Raw genomic sequence first — 21,362 nt, 5'->3', positions numbered from 1 at the left:
GTAAAAACCGGGAATATTTCCCGAGAGAAGAGCGCCTTGACCGGCGTCCGGGAAGAATTCCCGCGTCGGAGCTAGACTTGGAATACCGCGCTGCAACATGCGCGGACCCCATTTCAAGTCCAAGGAATACGCCATGAAAAAAACAACGCTGCTCGCGTCCATGCTGCTGGCCGCCGGCTTCGCCGTACCGGCGATGGCCGCCAACCCCTTCCCGAAGACCGAGGCTGGCTTCGAAAAGTGCCTGAAAGCCGCGCTGAAGGCGAAGCCGGGCTCTGTGGTGAAGGTCGAACTGAAGAATGAGCGCGGCGAGGGCTACAACTACGAATTCGACATCGAAGGTGCCGACGGCAAGGCCTGGGATGTCGAGTGCTCGGGCAAGACCGGCAAGGTGACCGAGATCGAGGAAGAGGTGAAGAAGGACCATCCGAAATTCTCGGGGGCCAAGGTGAGCGAAGCCGCGGCGCGTGAAATCGCGCTGAAGAAGGTGCCGGGCGAAATCGTCGAGGTCGAGTACGAAATCGAATCCGACGGCAAGGGCTCTTACGAGTTCGACATCCGGACTGCCGACGGCAAGGAAGTGAAGCTGGAAGTGGATACCGAATCCGGCGAAATCACTTCGCAGTCGGAAGAGAAGTGGCAGATCGGCAAGGAGTGAAGCGGCAGAACGACCGGCTGAAACAGCCGGCCTGCTGAACGAAAAAGGGGGCTGCGGCCCCCTTTTTCGTTGACCGCCGCATGCGCCGTCACGGGGCATGACCGTCGCCTGATGCCGCTTTTGTGCGCCGCAGTGGTGCGCGCATGCACCACGAAAGTGATTTCTTATCAATCGCTTAACTTCTTCCTTTCACGGCCGTTCAGCCGGGTGAACCACTACTCGGAGCGACCGGTGACCTGGACTGAATCCCTGCTTCCCCATATGCGTGGCGTGCTCGCCTGCGAGCGCGAACTGGCTGAACTGCGTTTCACCTGGCAGCTGATCGAAACCACCGCCAAGATGGTGTGCCCGGCTGAAGCCAAGACCATCCTGCCGGCCATGGCCAGCACCCGCGAAGCTTTCGGCCGGCTGGAGCGCGAACTGGTGCGTGCGCTGGCGGCACAGAACGCAGACAAGGTGGCGCTGCAGATGCGCGCGCGCGCCCAGGCGGTGGTCGATGTGGTGGTGCGCAATCTGTACGAACGGACCGCCGATGTGGGCTTTCTGGCGACTGACGGGGACCTGCGTGCCTTTCTGGATGGCGGTGCGGTGACCCGCGAGGCGGTCGAGGCACGGCTGCACGAGTACATCCGCAAATACACGGTGTATGACGCGGTGTGCGTGCTCGCGCCCGACGGCCGGCTGTGTGCGGCCATCGGCGACGGCGTGCGACCGGACGGCGATGCTGCGCTGGCGGCTGAAGCGCTGGCCGCGGCGGGCTATGTCGAGCGCTTCGGTGCGTGCGCGCTGTTCCCGGGCCGCGAGCGTGCACTGGTCTACGCCCGCCGCATTGACGGCGCGAACGACCGCACGCTGGGCGTGCTGGTGCTGTCTTTCCGCTTCGACGACGAAATGGCCGGCATCTTCCGCACCTTCCGCCGGCCGCGCGACAAGGCGGTCATGCTGCTGCTGGACGACGCCGGCCGGGTCATTGCCAGCAGCGATCCGGACCATGTGGCGCTCGGCCGCACGCCTGAGATGGCGGATGACGGGCTGGGGGCGCTGACCGAATTCGGCGGTCGCGAGTACATCGCCTGCACCCGGCCAGCCACCGGCTACCAGGGCTATGGCGGACCGGGCTGGCGTGGCCACGTGATGGTGCCGGCCGATCTCGCCTTCCGTGACGATGCTTTCCGTACGGACGGCGTGGCGCAGGACGCCGTGCTGCAGTGCGCGGAACTGGCCGCGATCGAGCAGCAGGCCGGTGCGATCAAGGACGCGCTGAACCGCGTGGTGTGGAACGGCCAGGTCATGGCCGGCGGCCGGCGTGGCGATGCGCTCAAGCTCAAGTCCATGCTGCAGCAGATCAGCGAAACCGGCGAGCGTACCCGCGCGGTGTTCTCACGTGCGCTGGCCGCGCTGTCCGAAACCATCACCTCGTCCACGCTGCAGGACCTGCAGTTCGTGTCGCGGCTCATGATGGATGTGATGGACCGCAATCTGTACGAGCGCGCCAACGACTGCCGCTGGTGGGCGCTGGCGCCGGCATTGCGCGCGACGCTGGCAGAAGGAGGCGATCCGCGTGCGCTCGGGCCCTTGCTCGACGGCATCAACCGGCTCTACACCGTGTACGACCGTCTGTTCGTGCACGACGTCGAAGGCCGCATCGTGGCCTGCAGTGCGCTGTCCGGCGACGGCGACGCGGTGCGGGGTGCCCGTCTCGACGAGCGCATGCGTGACGCGGTGCTGAAACTGTCAGACAGCCAGCGCTACGCGGTGTCGCCATTCGAGCCGACACCGCTTCACGGCGGCCGGTCGACCTATGTCTATCACGCGGCCATCCGCGCGCCGCACGACGAGGCGCGGGTGGTCGGCGGCATCGGCATCGTGTTCGAATCGGACCGTGAGTTCCGCGCCATGCTGGGCGAACTGCTGCCCGACCGCGAAGGCGTGTGGGCAGCGTTCTGCGAGCGAGACGGCCGTGTCGTCGCCAGCACCCGCGACGACCTGCCGGCCGGAAGCGCGCTGGCGCTGGGCGCGTTCGCCACCGGTCTGGCGCCGGGCGAAAGCCGGCATGCCTTCGTCGATATCGCCGGCGTGCGGCACATGGCAGGCGTGGCGACGTCGGCCGGCTATCGCGAGTACAAGACCACCGGTGACTACCGCAACGATCTGCTGGCGGTGGTCGCACTGGCGCTGCCCGAATACGGTGGGACACCGGTCAGGCACGATCATGAACTTGTTGGCGAGTGCGCGGTGAGGCCGGGCGAGGGCGAGGAATTCGCGGTGTTCCGGCTGCATGACCGTCTGCTTGCGGTCACCGCTCACCGGGTGCAGGAGGCGGCCGAAAGCCATCGCATACGTCGCATCGGCAGTGGCGAGGGGCTGGTGGCCGGCGTGCTGGTGATGGACGACGGCGACGCCCATGTGCCGGTGATCAGCCTGCGCGCCTTCTTCGGGCTGCCGGCAGCGGGGGCCGCCAGCACGGGCGCGCATGTCGTGGTGGCGCAGTGCAGCCAGGGGCGGATGGGGCTGGCAGTCGATGACCTGGTCAGCGTGATCGAATGTGGCGAACAGGACATTCGCGCCATGCCGGACATGATGGCCGGGCGCTTCCGCTGGCTGGAACGTCTGCTGAGCACCGGCGCGGCGCAGCCACTGGTGTCGGTGCTCGATCTCGATGCGCTGTACGACATGCTGCGCGAGCGCATGCCGGGCGAACTGGACGCCCCGGACGCGGTACTGGCGCCGGCCTGAGCGGCGCCGGCCAAAAAAAAGCCCGCCGGGGAGGGCGGGCAATCAAGAAGGAGGGTTGGTCCGGGCCACTCAAAAGAGCAGTCAGCACACGATTCAGAGTATCGAAGCCCATGCCGGACAGGTGTGAACAGATGCAAGCAGGTGTAACGGCGATGTATCAGGCGGTGCTTCCAGATGAAGGCGTGTCATCGGTGGCGCTGTATTTGACGAGGCAGTAGCGGCCCTTGCCAGCGTGCTTGGCGCGGTACATCGCGCCGTCGGCGAGCCGCTGCAATGCCGGCAGCGTGCTGTCACCGCTGGCAATCACGATGCCTATGCTGGCGCCAAGACCGGCGTTGATCGCCTGTATCGCCTCGATCAGCCGTTCTGCCAGCGTGGCCGCGATCGCCTCGATCTGATCTGCCGGCGCCACCAGCGCCACCACGAATTCGTCGCCGCCGAGCCGGCCGGCCAGATCCGAGCCGCGCAGGCTCTGGCCGATCACGCCGGCCACTTCGCGCAGCACCTCGTCGCCCCGCCAGTGACCCTGCAGATCATTGATCGCCTTGAAATTGTCCAGATCGATGAACATGAGCGCGATGCGGTCGCTGTCCGGCAGATGCTGCTGCAGTTGCATGTAGGCGGCGGCGAAAGCTTCGCGACGGTACAGCCGGGTCAGCGAATCGCGCCGTGCCTGCAACAGTTCCGCTTCGGCGGCCCGGTAGTCCTCGGACAGCGTGTCGAGTGCCTCGTCCGAACGGCGGCGCTCCTGTTCCGCGCTGGCGAGGTGGTGCTGTATTGACTGCAGTTCGGCAACGCGCAGCCGCTGCGGTGTGCTGCCCGGCCGGGCGACGACGGTGAACTGGCGGGTGAGCGAACGCGATATCCACAGCGCGAAGCTCAATGCCAGCCCGAGCGACACCATGCCGATCACCGCGAACTTGGCCAGCGAATCGTGCAGCGGGCCGTACAGGGTGCCGTCCGGCACGCTGACGGCGACATCCCAGCCCCAGTTGCCCACCGGTCTGACCGCGGTGGTGACCGGTATGCCTTCCGAGGTGACGCGCTTGAAGATGCTGCGGCGGTTTTCGCGGGAGGCGGCGGCCAGCACCGTCGATGCGGTCTTGCCGACGAACTGTTCCGAACCCAGCGTGCGCGTAACCACGGTGCCCGAGCCGTCCAGCGTGGTGGCGATCCAGTCTTCCGGCAGGTCCTGGTCGCGCACCGTCTGCGCCAGCGTGTCGGCCAGCAGCACAAGCCGCAGGCAGTAGGCGACCTCGCCATTGATGCGCACCGGCACGCCGATCGCGACCACGTGGCGGTCGCTGACCGGCGCCTTGAACACATTGGACAGCACCGGCCGGCCACTTGAGAACACCTCGTGCAGCGCCGGCACATCGCTGACCGCAGGCAGGGCGGCACCGAAAGGACGGGCGGTGAAGAAGGCCATGCTCTCGTCGCGGCCGATCAGCACCACGGCACGGAATTCCGGGTTGTCGGTCACCAGCCGGTGCGACTGCTGGTAAGCGCGTTCGAGGTCGCCGGTCAGGAAGGATTCGTCCTGCGCCAGCGCGGTCAGCGCACCGACCGCACGGCTCAGCCGCTCGTTCAGCGCGCGCGCCACCAGTTCGGTCTGCTGGACCAGATTGTCCTTGGTGGCACGCTGGCTCTGTTCGCCCAGCGCGACCAGCAGATGGGTGGCGAACAGCGCCAGAGGCAGCAGTGACGCCAGCACCAGCCCGAGCAGCCAGTTGCGCATGCTGGTGAAGAAATACGGTGTCTGTTCGGCCACTGCGGGTGTCGGCGTCGGAAAGGGCTGAGCGGCCCTTATACACCGGCTTTGTTGCACCGGTCCGGCGGACACGTGTGCGTGCCCGCCGGACATGTCCGGTCGGTGCGGGTCGTGGTGGCGCTCAGGCGCGGCGTTGCGCGCCTTCGGTTTCGATCAGCTGGGCGAGCATGCGGCGGGCGCGCACCGGTGCCGGGTCGCCGGACAGCAGCACCGGCTTCAGCGACCACAGGTCGGTGGTGCCCATCTCTTCCTGGGCTGCTTCGATGATGGGTTTGTCCTCGGTGCTGAAGGCGGCCACCGTGCCGTCCATCTTCATCCGGTTCAGTTCGGCATCCTCGACCAGCCAGTTGCGGCGCGAACCGAAGAAGTAGTGGGTCGAGGTGTCGGTTTCCGGCGTCATCAGGTGGTGGTCCCAGGACAGCAGGCCGTCATCCGGATTGCTGCTGCCCTGCACCGCACCCACGGTGAGCAGCATGGTGCTGGGCGCGGTCCATACCACGCCCACGTGATGTTCGGCGCCGGTACCCGGCGTCGGCAGGAAGGGCGAGAAGAAGCCCATCGGCGGATCCTGGTGCCATTCCCAGCGCACGCTCACCGTGTTGCCGTCCTCGATCACTCTGGGAATCTGCGGCGTGAGCTTGCCGGCGGTGTTCAGCAGCGGGCCGTGCACATGGTCGACGTGGCTCAGATCCATGATGTTGTCGACGATGATTTCGTAGTTCGCCTTCATGTGCATATAGGCCCAGCCCTTGGAATTCGGGTGGCCACCATCCAGCAGCGAATAGTCGGGAATGCGGGCCGGGTCGGCCTTGTCGGCGTCGCCCGGCCATACCCAGACGAAGCCGTGGCGCTCGACCGCCGGGAAGGACTGCACCACCGCCGCGCGCGGAATGTGGCCTTCGCCGTGCGGGTTGTGCACGCACTTGCCGGTGCAGTCGAAACGCAGCGCGTGGTAGGGACAGACCACGTCGTCGCCGATGCGCTTGCCCATGTGCAGCGGCACGAAGCGGTGCGGACAGCGGTCGCGCAGGATGACTGGCGTGCCGTCGCCGCGGCGATAGATCAGCATCGACAGACCGAGAATCTTGCGGTGGAACAGCGCCTCGTCCTCGACTTCGGTCGACAGGGCCGCGACATACCAGGCGTTGTGCAGGAAAGCCATCTCTTCTCCTCCGTACGGGCCATGCCGGCCCTTTGTTGTTCAGGTGGCGCCGCCTTCGCAAGCGCCGTGCCACACGGAGGGGTTCTTCCAGCCTTTTGATGTGAAAGGATTTCTTGGCCGGGGCTGCAATCGCATCCTGTCTGACAGATTGAAAACGTGCGGTATTGGTAGTGTTGGAGTGCTGTGTGCATGATTTCATGCATGATGTGCGGCTCATCGATCATGGGGAGTTCCGCATGCAGCCATCCACCGCCGGCGTTCCGGACGCCGACAAGCGCCTGACCGAGCGCCTGCGTTTCGCGCCGGATACCGGTCACATCATGCTGTTCGACCAGCGCATGCTGCTGATGCACGGCTTCTCGATGGCCGAACTGCGGCGCGAACTGGTCGAGCGGCTGGGATCGGACATGGCGCGCGGCGTGTTTACCCGGCTCGGCTACCAGCAGGGTCTGGCCGATCACCGCCGGGTGCGCGACGCCTTCGGCGACGACGTGGCCACCGCGGTGTCGCTGGGGCCGCGCCTGCGCGACATGGAAGGCTATGTGCGCAACACGCCTCTGGAGGTGCGCTTCAATCAGGACGCCGGTGAATTCTTCGGCGACTTCACCTGGACCAGTTCGTGGGAAGCCGAGGCCCACCTGCAGCAGTTCGGCATCAGCGGTTCGCCGGCCTGCTGGATGAATGTGGGCTACGCCACTGCCTTCGCCACCAGCGCCTTCGGCCGGCCGCTGTTGGTGCGCGAGGTCGAGTGCGTGGCCATGGGGCACGCGCGCTGCCGGGCGGTCATCCGGCCGGTGGCCGAATGGCCGAATGCGGAAACCGACCTGCACTTCATGCAGGTGGAGGATTTCGTCGATCCGCCGATGCAGCGGCGCGCGGCCGAAGCCAGCGCGGAAGGCGAAGTCGGTTTCGAGGCGGTGTCGCCACTGGAACACGAGCTGGTGGGCGCGTCGACCGCCTTCAATTCGGTGGTCTATCTGCTCAAGCGGGTCGGGCAGACCGACGCCACCGTGCTCTTCCTCGGCGAGAGCGGTGTCGGCAAGGAGCGTTTCTCGCGCGCGCTGCACCAGATCGGCCCGCGCGCGGCCGGCCCCTTCGTGTCGCTGAACTGCGCCGCCATCCCGCACGATCTGGTCGAGGCGGAGCTGTTCGGCGTGGACCGCGGCGCCTTCACCGGCGCTTCGGTGTCGCGGCCGGGCCGCTTCGAACGCGCGCACGGCGGCACGCTCTTTCTCGACGAGATCGGCAGCCTGCCGCTGCATGCCCAGGGCAAGCTGCTGCGCGCGCTGCAGGAGCGCGAGGTCGAGCGGGTCGGCGGCAGCCAGCTGCGCAAGGTGGATGTGCGCATCGTCGCCGCCACCAACGAGGACCTGCGGCGCGCGGTGGCCGAAGGCCGCTTCCGGGCCGACCTGTTTTTCCGGCTCAACGTGTTCCCGATCCGCATTCCGCCGCTGCGCGACCGGCGCGAGGACATTCCGCTCATGCTGGGCGTGTTCGTCGAGCGCTTCGGCCAGCGCTTCGGCAAGCGCATACGCGGCATCACCCGCAATGCGCTCGACGCGCTGTGGCACTACGACTGGCCGGGCAATGTGCGCGAACTGGAAAACATGGTGGAGCGCGCGGTCATCCTGGCCGATACGGATGGCGCGCTCGACGTGCACCACCTGTTTTCCGGCGGCGAAGTGACCGACTGGCAGTCCTTCAGCGTGCTGCCCAGCGGCGATGTGGTGGCGCGCGGCGACGGCATGGCCGCACGCGCCGCCAGCGGCGATGCGCCCGATACCGCCGCCGGTCTGCTGGCCGGCGGGCGCACGCTGGCCGACATCGAAGAGGCGGTCATCCGTGCCGCGCTCGAACGCCACGGCGGCAAGCTGGCGCCGGCCGCACGCGAACTCGGGCTGGGTCGCGGCCAGATGCAGTACCGCGTGGCCCGCATGCGGCGCCGCACCACCTCTCCAGGCTGAAGGGCTTGCTGCGCTGCGGTATCCGGCTGGCGCGGCTGTGCGCCTGTTCATACCTTTACCGTATGGCGCCGCCGATCAAATGGTATTGGATCGTATTGTCCGAGCGGGGTAACTTTTTCTGGACACGACGCCCCGGGCCGCGCTGAACCGGACACACGGGGCGCGATGCGGAGGATGCATGGAGCCACAGGTTCAGCGTGTGCAGGCCGGTGAGGCAAGGCACGAAGCCGGGCACGCGGCAGCGAGTTACGCGGTGACGGTAGAAGGTCTGGATCGTGCCTTCAGCTGCCGCGCCGGCGATGCGCTGCTCACCGCCATGCTGGCGCGCGGTCTGCGCGACATACCGGTGGGCTGTCGCGGCGGGGGCTGCGGCGTGTGCAAGGTGGAAGTGCTGGGCGGGCGTTACGCCGCGCTGAAGATGAGCGTGGACCACGTGACCGCAGAAGACCGCCTGCAGCACCGGGTGCTGGCCTGCCGCATCGTGCCGCACAGCGACCTGACGGTGCGGGTGATCGGACAGATGGCGAATACCGTGCGGCGGCTGGTCGACAGCGCGTCGCAGGCGGAACGGAGCGGAGGCCGGAGCGGCCTCCCGAACCAGAGCTAGGAGGCAGCAGTGGCGAAGATCAGATGTGCGCTGATCGGGTCGGGCAATATCGGCACCGACCTGATCTACAAGCTCAGGCGCAGCGAGGTGCTGGAGCCGGTGTGGATGGTGGGCATAGACCCGGCGTCCGAAGGTCTGGCGCGGGCGCGCGAACTGGGCCTGAAAACCACCGCCGACGGCGTGGATGGCCTGCTGCCCCATGTGCGCGAAGACGGCATACAGATCGCCTTCGACGCCACCAGCGCCTACGTGCATGCCGAGAACAGCCGCAAGCTCAACGAGCTGGGTGTCATGATGGTCGATCTGACGCCGGCCGCCATCGGGCCGCTGTGCGTGCCGCCGGTCAATCTGCGCGAGCACATGGACCGCGTGGAAATGAACGTGAACATGATTTCCTGCGCCGGCCAGGCCACCATACCCATCGTGCATGCGGTGTCGCGCATCCAGTCGGTGGAGTACGCGGAAATCATCGCCAGCCTGTCCTCGCGCTCGATCGGCCCGGGCACCCGCGCCAATCTCGACGAATTCACCTACACCACCTCGAACGCGATCTGCCGCGTCGGCGGTGCGCGCCGCGGCAAGGCGCTGGCCATCATCAATCCGGCCGACCCGCCGATGATCATGCGCAACACCATCTACTGCCTGACCGACGACACGCCGGACGAGGCGCGCATCACCGAATCCATCCTGGCCATGATCGGCGAGGTGCAGTCCTACGTGCCGGGCTACCGGCTGGTGAACGGGCCGGTGTTCCACGAGCGCAAGGTGTCGGTGTTCATGGAGGTCGCCGGTCTCGGCGACTACCTGCCGCGCTACGCCGGCAACCTCGACATCATGACCGCCGCCGCCACCCGCACCGCAGAGATGTTCGCGCACGAGCTGCTGTCCGGCCGCATCGAGCTGAAACCCCTGGAGACCGCGTGATGAGCGCCGATCAGAGCCTGAAAGGACGCAAGGTCGTCCTACATGACATGTGCCTGCGCGACGGCATGCACGCCAAGCGCGAACAGATCAGCGTGGACCAGATGGTGCGCGTCGCCAGCGCGCTCGACGCCGCCGGCGTGCCGCTGATCCAGGTCACCCACGGCGCCGGCCTCGGCGGCAATTCGCTGCAGCACGGCTTCGCGCTGCACAGCAACGAAGACTATCTGCGCGCGGTGTGCCCGCAGATGAAGCAGGCGAAGATTTCGGTGCTGCTCATTCCCGGTCTGGGCACCATGCGCGAACTGCAGTCGGCCTACGACTGCGGCGCGCGCAGCGTCACCATCGCCACCCACTGCACCGAAGCCGACACCTCGCCGCAGCACATCGCCTTCGCGCGCAAGCTGGGCATGGACACCGTCGGCTTCCTGATGATGGCCCACCTGAATACGCCGGAAGGCCTGGCGCAGCAGGGCAAGCTGATGGAAAGCTATGGCGCGCAGACCGTCTACATCACCGATTCCGCCGGCTACATGCTGCCGGCCGACGTGCGCGCCCGCGTGGCCGCGCTGCGTGCGGTGCTGAATCCCGAAACCGAGATCGGCTTTCACGGCCATCACAACCTGGGCATGGGCATCGCCAATTCGATCGCCGCGATCGAGGAAGGCGCCAGCCGCATCGACGGCTCGGTGGCCGGCCTCGGCGCCGGTGCCGGCAACACGCCGCTGGAAGTGTTCGCCGCGGTGTGCGAGCGCATGGGCATGGACACCGGCGTCGATCTGTTCAGGCTGATGGACGTGGCCGAAGACATCATCGTGCCGATGATGGATCACCTGGTGCGCGTCGACCGCGAATCGCTGACGCTGGGTTTCGCCGGCGTGTATTCCACCTTCCTGCTGCACGCCAAGCGCGCGGCCGAACGCTACGGCGTGCCGGCGCGCGACATTCTGGTCGAGCTCGGCCGGCGCAAGATGATAGGCGGGCAGGAAGACATGATCGAGGACACGGCCATGACCATGGCCAAGGAAAGAGGGTTGCTTAAAAGCGTCGCCTGACGCTGCGGCAGCCATCTCCGGAAACGCGACCCCTACACATATAAAAGGAGGAGAGGAATGTCGCTGAGATCGGTGTTGAGACTGGGTGAGGTCGCCATACGCGTGCTCGACATGAAGGTGTCGAAGCAGCACTACGGCGACCGCATGGGCCTGCATGAAGTGATGACCGACGCGGACGGTCGCGTCTACTACAAGGCGTGGGACGAGCACGACCACCACAGCATCGTGCTGCGCGAGGCCGATGCACCGGGCATGGATTACCTGGCGTTCAAGGTGTATGACGACCAGACCCTGAACGATCTGGAACCGAAGATCCGCGCCTTCGGACTGGAAGTGAGCCACATCGAGGCTGGCGTCTATCCGAAGAGCGGTCGCCGCCTGCAATTCACGCTGCCCAGCGGCCACGTGATGCAGCTCTATGCGCACAAGGACCAGACCGGCAATACGCTGGGTACGCTGAATCCGGGCGTGCTGCCGGACGAAGGCGTCATCCGCGGCTTCCGCATCAACCGGCTCGACCACGCGCTGCTTGGCGGCGTGAACATCGACGAGACGGCACGGCTGTTCATGGAGGTGTTCGGCTTCGACCTCAGCGAAAAGCTGATCGACGCCGACAGCAAGCAGTCGCTGGCGCTCTTCCTCAGCTGTTCGACCAAGCCGCACGACGTGGCCTTCGTGCTGCAGCCCACGCCCGGTCGCTTCCATCACGTGTCCTTCCTGCTGGAATCGACCCATGACGTGATCCACGCGGCCGACCTGATCGGCAAGTACCGCATTCCGGTCGATGTCGGCCCGAACCGGCACGGCGTTACCCGCGGCGCGACCATCTACTTCTTCGACCCTTCGGGCAACCGCAACGAGGTGTTCAGCGGCGGCTATGTGCACTACCCGGATACGCCCACGCTGGTGTGGGACACGACCGAACTGGGCCACGCCACTTTCGCGCAGGACAACATCGTGCGCGAAAGCTTCCTCAACGTGCTGACCGGCTGATCGCGATGGACGGGAAGCAGGCAGAACTGGCGGTGGTCGTCGGTGCCACCGGCGACTTCGGTCAAGCCATCGTCGGCCGGCTGCTGCAGGCCGGACTCGGCGTCGTCGCGGTGGCGCGCAGCGCCGGCTCACTCGACGCGCTGTGCAGTGAGTTTGCGGGCGTGGGCGCGGGCGTGCGCGCCTGTGTCGCCGACATCGGTGACGACAGCGCCATCGCCGCGCTGACCGCGAGCGTGGACCGGCCGGTGCGCGCGGTGGTGCATGGCCCGGGCGTCGCCGTGGCCGGCGGCATTCTGAACGCGCCGACCGCGGCTCTGGTCGATGCGGTGAACATCAAGGTCGGCGGTCTGCTGCGTCTGGTGCGTGCGGTCGACGAGCGTCTGGTCGCCGGTTCGCGCCTGATCGCCATCGGCGGCCACTACGGCTTCGAGCCGACCGCCTACGCCGCCTCCGCCGGCATCGCCAACGCGGCGCTGGTCAATGCGGTGCGCCAGCTGAGCCTGGCCTATGGCGAACGCGGCATCACCGCCCACCTGATCGCGCCCGGCCCGGCCGACACCGCGCGCCTGCACCGGGTGGCCGCCGACCGGGCGGCGATGCGCGGCGTCACGGTCGACACGGTGCTCGACGACATGCGCGCCGAATCATCGATCCGCGCCTTCACCACGCCGGCCCAGGTCGCCTGGGCGGTGAGCACGCTGCTGGCGCCCGAAGCCGACGCCATGACCGGCGCCACGTTGATGCTGGATTCCGGCCGCCGCCGCGGCCTGCCCTGAATACGAGTCACGCCATGCCCATCGTCAATTTTCATCTGGTGGCCGGCAGCAGCACGCCGGAGCAGGACGAGCGCCTGCTCAAGCGCGCCTCGGCGCTGTATGCCGAGGTGCTGGCTTCGCCGATCGATCGCGTGCGTGCCTTCATCACGCCGCACGATCCGGAACAGTTCGCGGTCGCCGGCGAACTGGTGAGCGCCAGCGGTCAGCACGCGCCCTTCTTCGATTTCATCGTGCTCGCTGGCCGGCCGGCAGAGCAGCGCCAGCGCCTGCTGGCTGCCTTCACCGACCTGCTGGTCGAGGTGCTGGGCGTGCGCCGCGAACTGGTGCGCGGCTGCTGTCGACAGGTCGATCCGGAGGACTGGGGCATCGCCGGTCAGCCGGCCAGCGCACTGCGTCGCAGCGAGATCGAGGCACGCGCCGCCGCGGCCGCGAAGCCGGCATGAAGGCCGCGGCGGTGAGCGGCCGCATCGACCTGCCCAGCCTGGGCTGGCGCGCCGCACAGCGCGCGGTGGCCGCGGCGATCGAGAAGGCCGAATCGCTGGGCATACGGGTGGACGCCGCGCTGGTCGACCGCAGCGGCAATACGCTGGCCTTCCTGCACATGCCCGGCGCCTTCCTGCATTCGGCCGACCTCGCGGTCGACAAGGCCTATACCGCGGCCAGTTTCGGTTTTCCGACCGCACAGTGGATGCAGGTGTTCGGCGACGCCGAGCACCTGAAGATCGGTCTGTCCGCCCGACCGCGCCTGGTGGTGCTGGGCGGCGGCCTGCCGATACACGACGGCGATGCGTGCATCGGCGGCATCGGCGTGTCCGGCGGCAGCGAGGCGCAGGACGAAGCCTGCGCGCAGGCGGCGCTGGATGCGCTGCATGCGCCGGACGCATGAATTTCCATACCCGCCGCAAGGCCGGCGGGCGCAGCATGAAGGACTGAAGTCATGAACACAGCCACCTCCACCCTGTTTCCGGTGCGGGTCGCCCGCAAGACGGTCGACGCACTGGACATCTGCACCTTCGAACTGGTCGCGGCGAACGGCGGCGCACTGCCGCCATTTGCCGCCGGTGCCCATGTCGATGTCGAAGTGAAGCCGGGTCTGGTGCGCCAGTACTCGCTGTGCAACGACCCGGCGGAAAGTCATCGCTACCTGATCGGCGTGCTGCGCGATCCGAAGTCGCGCGGCGGCTCGGTCGGCATGCATGTCGACGTCGCCGAAGGTGCGCTGATCAACATCAGCGCGCCGAAGAATCACTTTGCGCTGGCTCACGAGGCCGGTCGCAGCCTGCTGCTGGCAGGAGGCATCGGGGTGACCCCCATCCTCTGCATGGCGGAGCGCCTGTCCTCGACCGGCGCGGATTTCGAAATGCACTACTGCACCCGCTCGAAGGACCGTACCGCGTTCTTCGGGCGGATCCAGGACAGTGCCTTCGCCGACCGCGTGCGCTTCCACTTCGACGATGGACCGGCGGAACAGAAAGCCGACCTGGCGGCACTGCTCGCGACGCCGGACGCCGGCACGCATCTGTACGTGTGCGGCCCCGGCGGCTTTCTCGATGCCGTCACCTCGACCGCGAAGCGGCTGGGCTGGGCGGAGGGCAACATCCACTTCGAATACTTCTCGGCGCCGGTCGATGCGAATGCCACGTCGGCTGCGTTCGAGGTGCAGATCGCCAGCAGCGGGCGGGTCATTCCGGTGGCGGCCGACCGCAGCGTGCTGCTGGCGCTGGCCGATGCCGGCATCGAACTGCCTTACTCGTGCGAACAGGGCGTGTGCGGCACCTGCCTGACCCGGGTGATCGACGGCACGCCGGACCACCGCGACGCCTATCTGACCGACGCCGAGAAGGCGAAGAACGACCAGTTCCTGCCCTGCTGTTCGCGCGCGCGCTCGCCGCGCCTGGTGCTGGATCTGTAGGCCCGGGCGCTCAGCCCGCGCTGGCGCGCTTCGCGTGCTCTTCGCGGAACTCGCGCACGGTTTCCAGGAAGGCGGACAGGATGGGCGATTCGTCGTCCGAGCGGTAGAGGCAGCTCAGGTCCACCGCCGCCTGGGCCGGCGGGTTGCGCAGCGGGCGGTAGATGACACCCGGAATCTTCAGGCTGGTGACCGATTCCGGCACCAGGCTGATGCCGAAGCCCGACGCCACCAGCGCCACGCCGGTCACCGCGTCACCCACCTCCTGCGAAATTTCCGGCACGAAACCCATGTCGCGGCACAGGCCCAGCACCTTGTCGACGAAGTTGGGCCGCTGCCCGGTCGGGAACAGCACCAGCGGAAATTTCGCCAGCACGTTCAGCGGCACCGTGTCCTGCGCCGCCAGTTCGTGCCCCTCGTTGATCGCCAGCAGCAGCTTTTCGGTCGCCACCAGCGTGGTCGACAGGTCGGGCAGCGGCGCCAGCATGCGGTTGAAGCCCACCGTGATGCGGCGCTGGCGCAGCGCTTCGATCTGTTCGCTCTTGGTCATCGTGTGCAGCACGATGTTCACTTCCGGATACTTGCGGCGGAAGGCGAGCAGCAGCTTGGGGATCGAATCGAGGATGGCGGAGCCGAAGATGGCCACGTCCAGCCGGCCCAGCTTGCCTTGGCCGGCGCGCTGCGTGCGTTCGGTCGCCTGCTCGACCAGCGAGCGGATGTTGCGCGCCTCGTGCAGCAGCACCTCGCCGGTCTGGGTCAGCTCCATGCCGCGCGGCGTGCGGTTGAACAGGCGCACGCCCAGCTCTTCCTCGAGCTGCTGGATCTGCCGCGTCAGCGGCGGTTGCGATATGTTCAGCCGTGCCGCCGCGCGGCCGATGTTCTGTTCCTCGGCGACGGCGATGAAGTACTTGAGATGTCTCAGATCCACGGTATCGACGGCCCGGAGCGCGCTGCGCAGGAGGGCCGGATTCTAACGCCGCACCGACGGCCGTGACCGGACTGCACGCATGACGATGGAACTGCTGCGCACCAAGCTGCACCCGCCGCTTGCACGCCGGCCGCTGCTGAAGCGGCCGCGCCTGATGCCCGACGCGCCGGCCCGGGTGCTGCTGCTCGCCGCACCGGCCGGCTATGGCAAGACCAGTCTTGCCGCCCAGCTGTATGCCGGGCACCGGGCGCAGGGGGGCGCCGCCGGCTGGCTCACCGCCGATGCGCAGGACCGCGACGCGGTGCGCTTCTGCGCCCATCTGCTGGCGGCGATGCAGGAGGCGGGCGCCCGGCCCGCGGCCGAGGCGCAGCGCCTGATCGCCAGTGGCGCCGAGCAGGGCGAGGCGCCGTCCGCCGCGGCGCTGACCCAGGCGCTGCTGTCCGCACTGGCCGCGGTCGACGCTCCGCTGCTGCTGGTGATCGACGACCTGCACCAGATCGACGATGCCGCCGTGCTCGAACTGCTGGCGACCCTGCTGCGCGCACCGCTCGACCCGGTGCGCTGGGTGATCGCCTCGCGCGGCGTGCCCGCGCTGTCGCTGGCCCGGCTGCGGGCGGCCGGCGACGTGACGGACATCGACGCCGCCGCGCTCGCGTTCACCCGGGCTGAAGCCGCGGGCTTCATGCAGGGCGCGGGCGCACCGCCGCTCACCGGCGACCAGATCGAACGGCTGCTGGCGCGCACCGAAGGCTGGGCCGCCAGCCTGCAGCTGGCCGCGATCGCGCTCGGCGGCGCCGGCGATGTCGACGCCTTCCTGCAGCAATTCTCCGGCGCCGACCGCGACGTGGCCGACTTCCTGATGGAGGAGGTGTTCAGCCGCCAGCCGCCGGCGCTGTGCGAATTCCTGCTGGCCACCTCGATACTCGAACGCTTCGATCATGCGCTGTGCGACGCGCTGTTCGACGCCGGCGGCAGCCGCGCGCTGATCGCCGAAGCCGAGCGGCGCGACCTGTTCATCCTGTCGCTGGACCGCGAGCGCCACGGCTACCGCTACCACCGGCTGTTCGCCGATCTGCTGCGGCAGCGGCTGCAGCGCACCCGGCCCGAGCGGGTGCCGCAGCTGCACCGGCGCGCCTGCGACTGGCTGGCGGCCCACGGTCAGACCGAGGCAGCGGTCGAGCACGCGCTGGCCGCGGGCGACATGGCGCGCGCCGGCGCGCTGGTCGATGCGCTCAGCACGCCGCTGTTCGTCAGCGGCCGCACCGCCACGCTGCGTGCGCTGGCCGCGCGGCTGCCACCCGAGGTGGCCGAGGCGCAGCCGCGGCTGCAGCTCGAACTGGCGTGGGAACACACGATACGCTGGCGCTTCGACGACGCGCGCCGCGCGCTCGACGCGGTGGCGGCACATGCCGACGCGCCCGCGCTGCAGCCGCGGCTGGCGCACCGCCGCTTCATGCTTCAGGTATTCACCGACGATGTCGACGGTGCGCTGAACGCCGGCGAGGCCTGGCAGGCCGCGCACGGTGGCGGGGCCGATTTCATGAGCGGTTCGGTCGCGGTGGCGCAGATGATGTGCGAACGTGAAAGCCACCGCTGCGCCCTGACCGCGGCGCGCGCCGCCACCTTCAGGCAGCGCTTCAGCGAAGCCGGTGCGCTGTACGGCATGGTGTTCAGCGAAACCGTCATCGGCAGCACCCACGCGCTGCGCGGCGAGCTTGCGCTGGCCCGCGCGGCGTTCGAAGAGGGCATGCGAGCCGCGGTGCGCATCCACGGCGAAGGCTCGCTGCTGGCCGCCATGCCGGCCGCCCAGCTGGCGGCGCTGGCCTGCGAAGGCAACCGGCTGGACGAAGCCGACGCGCTGCTGGCGCAGTGCGCCGCCGCGCACGGCGCATCCACCGAATTCGGGCTGGTCGATTCGGTCATCGCCCGCCACCTGACCGCGGCGCGGCTGGCGCGCGCGCGGCGGCAGACCGACGCCGCCCATCTGGCACTGGACCGCGGACTGCGGCTGGCCGACGAATACCGGCTGCCGCGGCTGCGCGCGCACATGCAGGCGGAGCGGGTGCGCCTGCTGCTGCTCGACGGTCAGCCCAGGGCGGCCGCGCGTGAGCTGGAAGGCCGTGCGCCGGCCGGCCTGCCGCCGGCGGCAGACCTGTTCTGCGGCAGCGCCGAAGTCGCACTGACGATGGCGCGGGCGCGCATCGATTTCGAGCAGGGTGCGCATGCCGAGGCGCTGGGCCGGCTGCGGCGCTGGGTGCACTGGCTGGCCGATCGCCAGTGTCTGGCGCCTGCGCTGCGGCTGTCTCTGCTGCGCGCGGCACTGGCCCGGCGCAGCGGCGATCAGGCCACCGCCCGCCGTGCGCTGGCCGATGCCTTGCGCTGGCGGGCCGGGGCGGACTTCGTGCGCAGCTTCGTCGACGAGGGCGAGGACATCCGCGCGCTGCTGGCGGAACAGCCGGGCGATCCGCTGTGCGCGGCGCTGCTGGGTGCGTTCGAAGGCGGCGCGGCGGCACTGCCGCCCGCGCCCGCCGCACCGGACGACCCACGCAGCCTGTCGGCGCGCGAACTGGACATCCTCGGCCTCACCGCGGCCAATCTGCAGACCGCCGAAATCGCCGCCCGGCTGGGCCTCGCCGACACCACGGTGAAGTGGTACTGGAAGCGCATCTTCGAAAAGCTGGGCGTGCGCCGCCGGCCGCTGGCGGTGCGCGCCGCCCGCCAGCGCGGCCTGATTCCCTGAACGGGCCCCTGAGTGAGCCCCTGAGCGGACCCCTGAGCGGGCGGGTGCGGCTTCAGGCGGTCGCGGCGCAGGCGCTGACCGTGGGTGCCGGTTCCGCTGCCTCTTCCTTCAGCAGCTTGTCGAGCAGCCACAGCAGCTTGCCCGGACCGGCGTCGTGGGCGTAGTCCACGGTGCGGAAGTCGGGCTTCTCCTTCATGCGCTGGTGCTGGCCTTCGAGGATGCGCTTGTCTTCGAGGAAGGCGGCGTTGATCGCCTCGTACAGCAGCTCGCCCAGGCCCGGCGCGTCGGTCGCCTTGCTGGCACCCCAGGAGTAGTAGTAATCGACCGCGTCGGCGTCGCAGGGCGTGATTGCCTGGCTGGAGAAGGTATCCAGCATGAGCTGCCCGTTCGACGGCCCTTCGGTCGCCGTGCCGGCGGCATACACCTGGAAGTGCAGGATGAAGTTGCAGGGGAAGCTCATCTGCGACAGGAAGTAGAGGTCGAACACCATGTCGGGCGGGAACAGGTGCTGCGCGAAGCGCGGTGCCGGCACGCCGCGCAGCCAGATTTCGGTGTCCATGCCGCGGGCCTTCAGCGTGTGTTTCGGCCGCGTGCTGGCATAGACCGTGGTGCCGCCGAAGGTCTGGTCATGCACCCAGGAAATGTGGGTGAGGTCGGACAGATTGGCCAGTTCCAGCCGGTAGTTGGTGTTCACGCGGACTTTGGAGGTGCGGATGTTCCAGTCCGGGTGGCCGGGGCCGACCGCCTTGCAGATCAGCGCCGGGTCCGCCTTCGCGGGATCGCCCATCCACACCCAGATCCAGTTGTCGCGCTCGACCACCGGGAAGGTGCGCACGCAGGCGCGCTCGGGGATCTGCGCCTGGCCGGGGATTTCGATGCAGCGGCCGTGCGGGCCGAACTTCCAGCCGTGGTACATGCAGCGCAGCGCGTCGCCTTCCTTGCGGCCCAGCGACAGCGGTGCCTGGCGATGACAGCAGCGGTCTTCCATCGCCACCACGCCGCCGTCCGGCCGCCGGTACAGCACCAGCGATTCGCCGGCGATGCGGCGGGTGAGCAGCGCGTCGCGGCCCTGGCTCAGTTCGTGGTCCCAGCCGGCGCAGTACCAGCAGTTCTTCAGGAACATCGGTGTCTCCTCGTGTCGTTGTCGGATCGGCCGCCGTCATGCGGCGCCTGCACACGGTGAGGCCGGCGCGCGGCGTGCGCACCCTCCCGCAGGGAGGGCGGCATACCGTCACGGTATGCGGCGGTGCGGCGCCGGGTATTGGACAGGCGCTTGCGGCGCAGGCTAAGGTGGCCGGCGAGGAGCAGGGCGCGCGACGACACCCGCGAGGAGCTTGCATGCACAACAACAATGAGCAGGATCTGCTGGACCGCTTTGCGCTGCGCAATCACCTGCGTTTCTGCACCGAAGAAGGGCGGATCTGGCTGCAGGAAAACCGCATGCTGCTGTTGCATGCGCGGGCGCTCGGCGCGCTGCGCCGCGAGCTGCTGAATTCACTGGGGCAGGAGCGCGCCCGCGCGCTGCTGGTGCGCATGGGCTTCGTGTCCGGCCAGCAGGACGCCGAACTGGCCAAGCGCCTGGTCGGCGACGGCGCGCTGGAAGACGTGTTCCTGCTCGGCCCGCAGCTGCACCGGCTGGAGGGGCTGGTGCGGGCGAGCACGCTGCATTCCGAACTGGATCTGAAGCGCGGCCATTTCCACGGCACTTTCCGCTGGGACAACTCGTGGGAGGCGGAAGCCCAGCTACAGGATTTCGGCCTCGGCGACGGGCCGGCCTGCTGGACCATGATCGGCTACGCCTCCGGCTACGTCACCCAGTTCATGAACCGCTTCGTGGTGTTCCGCGAAACCCAGTGCGTGAGCCGCGGCGATCCCTGCTGCGTGATCGAGGGCAAGGTGGCGGACGAGTGGGAAGGCGAGGGCGCGGAGGCGCACATCCGCTATTTCGAGCCGGAGAACATCGTCGGCGAACTGATGGCGCTGCAGGAACAGGTGTCGCAGCTGCGCGCCTCGCTCGGCGAACAGCGCGGCCGCGGCAATCTGATCGGCGCGTCGCAGGGCTTCCGCGCCGCCTTCGACCTGGTGCAGAAGGCGGCGGACAACCCGATCACCGTGCTGCTGCTGGGCGAAACCGGTGTCGGCAAGGAAATGTTCGCGCGCTGGCTGCACGACAACGGCGCGCGCCAGCTGAAGCCCTTCGTCGCGGTCAATTGCGCGGCGCTGCCGAACGACCTGATCGAGTCCGAACTGTTCGGCGTCGAGCGCGGCGCCTTCACCGGCGCGCAGCAGTCGCGCCCCGGCCGCTTCGAGCGCGCGCATGGCGGCACGCTTTTTCTCGACGAGATCGGCGACATTTCCCCGGCCGCCCAGGCCAAGCTGCTGCGTGTGCTGCAGACCGGCGAGGTCGAGCGGCTGGGCGACCACCGCACCCGCACCGTGGATGTGCGGCTGGTGGCGGCCACCAATGTGGATCTGCGGCGCGCGGTGAAGGAGGGGCGCTTCCGTGCCGACCTCTACTACCGGCTGAATGCCTACCCGGTCGTCATTCCGCCGCTGCGCGAGCGGCTGGCCGACATTCCGCTGCTGGTCGAGCTGTTCGTCGAGAAGTACGCGGCCATCTACCAGAAGCGGCTGGCCGGCCTGACCGACCGCGCGGTGCAGAGCCTGCAGGCCTATGACTGGCCGGGCAATATCCGCGAACTGGAAAACATGGTGGAGCGCGGCGTGCTGCTGGCGCCGCAGGGCGGTTTCATCGAAGCCAGCCACCTGTTCGCCGGCATCGAACCGGCCATCGAACCGGGCGAGGCGGTCGGCGCGTCCGGCAGCCTGTGTGCGGCCGGCAGCGAGGGCGACGCCGATGCGCTCGACCGCCTGCTGGTGCCCGGCTTCGATCTGGAACAGCACGAGCGCGCGCTGATGCGCGCCGCGCTCACCCGGGCACGCGGCAACGTGTCCGAAGCCGCCCGCCTGCTCGGCGTCACGCGGCGCCAGATCGCCTACCGGCTGAAGGACCTCGACGCCGGTCTGTGACCGCTGTTTGCGCTGCGGTGCAGCGCAAACCCGGCGTTGACAATTCTGTACAGCGCCCTTTCCACGCTTGACGTTTCTGGCAGGTCAGAACGGGCCCGCCGGGGCGTCATTGTTT

General features: G+C 68.4%; 17 protein-coding genes. 13 read left to right on the top strand and 4 right to left on the bottom strand.

What is annotated here, in order from left to right; all coding sequences use genetic code 11:
* The first annotated feature begins 133 nt into the window (after nucleotides 1–133).
* On the top strand, nucleotides 134–655 hold the full coding sequence (locus METUNV2_RS0116485; RefSeq protein WP_018230576.1) for a PepSY domain-containing protein: 522 nt from the start codon (nucleotides 134–136) through the stop codon (nucleotides 653–655).
* Nucleotides 656–886: 231 nt separating this feature from the next.
* A complete protein-coding gene (locus tag METUNV2_RS0116480) occupies nucleotides 887–3,391 on the top strand; it encodes a chemotaxis protein CheW (RefSeq protein WP_232415697.1) in 2,505 nt (834 codons plus the stop codon).
* A gap of 157 nt (nucleotides 3,392–3,548) precedes the next feature.
* Here the strand turns inward: METUNV2_RS0116480 and METUNV2_RS0116475 are convergent, their stop codons facing one another.
* Both METUNV2_RS0116475 and METUNV2_RS0116470 read right to left on the bottom strand, forming a co-directional pair.
* The gene (locus tag METUNV2_RS0116475) at nucleotides 3,549–5,162 is read right to left on the bottom strand and encodes a GGDEF domain-containing protein (protein WP_018230574.1); all 1,614 of its coding nucleotides are present in this window, start codon (nucleotides 5,160–5,162) and stop codon (nucleotides 3,549–3,551) included.
* Nucleotides 5,163–5,283: 121 nt separating this feature from the next.
* The gene (locus tag METUNV2_RS0116470) at nucleotides 5,284–6,324 is read right to left on the bottom strand and encodes an aromatic ring-hydroxylating dioxygenase subunit alpha (protein ID WP_018230573.1); all 1,041 of its coding nucleotides are present in this window, start codon (nucleotides 6,322–6,324) and stop codon (nucleotides 5,284–5,286) included.
* A gap of 236 nt (nucleotides 6,325–6,560) precedes the next feature.
* On the opposite strand from METUNV2_RS0116470, the gene METUNV2_RS0116465 reads away from it, so the two are divergent.
* The 9 genes from METUNV2_RS0116465 (at nucleotide 6,561) to METUNV2_RS0116425 (ending at nucleotide 14,552) form a co-directional block, all read left to right on the top strand.
* Nucleotides 6,561–8,288, top strand: a complete 1,728-nt coding sequence (locus METUNV2_RS0116465; RefSeq protein ID WP_036271408.1) for a sigma-54-dependent Fis family transcriptional regulator — start codon at nucleotides 6,561–6,563, stop codon at nucleotides 8,286–8,288.
* Between the two features lie 178 nt (nucleotides 8,289–8,466).
* Nucleotides 8,467–8,895, top strand: a complete 429-nt coding sequence (locus METUNV2_RS0116460) for a 2Fe-2S iron-sulfur cluster binding domain-containing protein (protein WP_018230571.1) — start codon at nucleotides 8,467–8,469, stop codon at nucleotides 8,893–8,895.
* Between the two features lie 9 nt (nucleotides 8,896–8,904).
* A complete protein-coding gene (locus tag METUNV2_RS0116455; protein WP_018230570.1) occupies nucleotides 8,905–9,819 on the top strand; it encodes an acetaldehyde dehydrogenase (acetylating) in 915 nt (304 codons plus the stop codon).
* Nucleotides 9,819–10,871, top strand: a complete 1,053-nt coding sequence (gene dmpG, locus METUNV2_RS0116450; RefSeq protein WP_018230569.1) for a 4-hydroxy-2-oxovalerate aldolase — start codon at nucleotides 9,819–9,821, stop codon at nucleotides 10,869–10,871. The genes METUNV2_RS0116455 and dmpG overlap by 1 nt, the downstream gene beginning before the upstream one ends.
* 57 nt (nucleotides 10,872–10,928) lie before the next feature.
* Complete coding sequence (locus METUNV2_RS0116445) at nucleotides 10,929–11,864, top strand: catechol 2,3-dioxygenase (RefSeq protein WP_018230568.1); 936 nt, start codon at nucleotides 10,929–10,931, stop codon at nucleotides 11,862–11,864.
* 5 nt (nucleotides 11,865–11,869) lie between these two features.
* Nucleotides 11,870–12,640: an SDR family NAD(P)-dependent oxidoreductase gene (locus tag METUNV2_RS0116440; protein WP_018230567.1), complete on the top strand. Its 771-nt coding sequence runs from the start codon at nucleotides 11,870–11,872 to the stop codon at nucleotides 12,638–12,640.
* Nucleotides 12,641–12,654: 14 nt separating this feature from the next.
* Nucleotides 12,655–13,083: a tautomerase family protein gene (locus tag METUNV2_RS0116435; RefSeq protein WP_018230566.1), complete on the top strand. Its 429-nt coding sequence runs from the start codon at nucleotides 12,655–12,657 to the stop codon at nucleotides 13,081–13,083.
* On the top strand, nucleotides 13,080–13,526 hold the full coding sequence (locus tag METUNV2_RS0116430) for a GlcG/HbpS family heme-binding protein (protein ID WP_018230565.1): 447 nt from the start codon (nucleotides 13,080–13,082) through the stop codon (nucleotides 13,524–13,526). Before METUNV2_RS0116435 ends, METUNV2_RS0116430 begins: the two co-directional genes overlap by 4 nt.
* Nucleotides 13,527–13,577: 51 nt before the next feature.
* Nucleotides 13,578–14,552, top strand: coding sequence for a PDR/VanB family oxidoreductase (locus tag METUNV2_RS0116425; RefSeq protein WP_018230564.1), 975 nt, complete (start codon nucleotides 13,578–13,580; stop codon nucleotides 14,550–14,552).
* Between the two features lie 10 nt (nucleotides 14,553–14,562).
* Here the strand turns inward: METUNV2_RS0116425 and METUNV2_RS0116420 are convergent, their stop codons facing one another.
* Nucleotides 14,563–15,477, bottom strand: a complete 915-nt coding sequence (locus METUNV2_RS0116420; protein ID WP_018230563.1) for a LysR substrate-binding domain-containing protein — start codon at nucleotides 15,475–15,477, stop codon at nucleotides 14,563–14,565.
* Nucleotides 15,478–15,556: 79 nt separating this feature from the next.
* Between METUNV2_RS0116420 and METUNV2_RS0116415 the strand changes: the two genes are divergently transcribed.
* Nucleotides 15,557–18,217 carry a helix-turn-helix transcriptional regulator gene (locus METUNV2_RS0116415; protein ID WP_018230562.1) on the top strand — a complete coding sequence of 887 codons (2,661 nt, stop codon included), beginning with the start codon at nucleotides 15,557–15,559 and terminating at the stop codon, nucleotides 18,215–18,217.
* A gap of 52 nt (nucleotides 18,218–18,269) precedes the next feature.
* Here METUNV2_RS0116415 and METUNV2_RS19250 read toward each other — a convergent pair whose 3' ends face one another.
* On the bottom strand, nucleotides 18,270–19,340 hold the full coding sequence (locus METUNV2_RS19250) for an aromatic ring-hydroxylating dioxygenase subunit alpha (RefSeq protein ID WP_018230561.1): 1,071 nt from the start codon (nucleotides 19,338–19,340) through the stop codon (nucleotides 18,270–18,272).
* 215 nt (nucleotides 19,341–19,555) lie between these two features.
* Between METUNV2_RS19250 and METUNV2_RS0116405 the strand changes: the two genes are divergently transcribed.
* A complete protein-coding gene (locus tag METUNV2_RS0116405) occupies nucleotides 19,556–21,247 on the top strand; it encodes a sigma-54-dependent Fis family transcriptional regulator (protein WP_018230560.1) in 1,692 nt (563 codons plus the stop codon).
* Nucleotides 21,248–21,362: the final 115 nt, after the last annotated feature.

This window comes from Methyloversatilis universalis EHg5 (genome assembly GCF_000378945.1).
GTDB classification, from domain to species: Bacteria; Pseudomonadota; Gammaproteobacteria; order Burkholderiales; family Rhodocyclaceae; genus Methyloversatilis; species Methyloversatilis universalis_A.
This window is presented reverse-complemented; position numbering and strand designations above follow the sequence as displayed.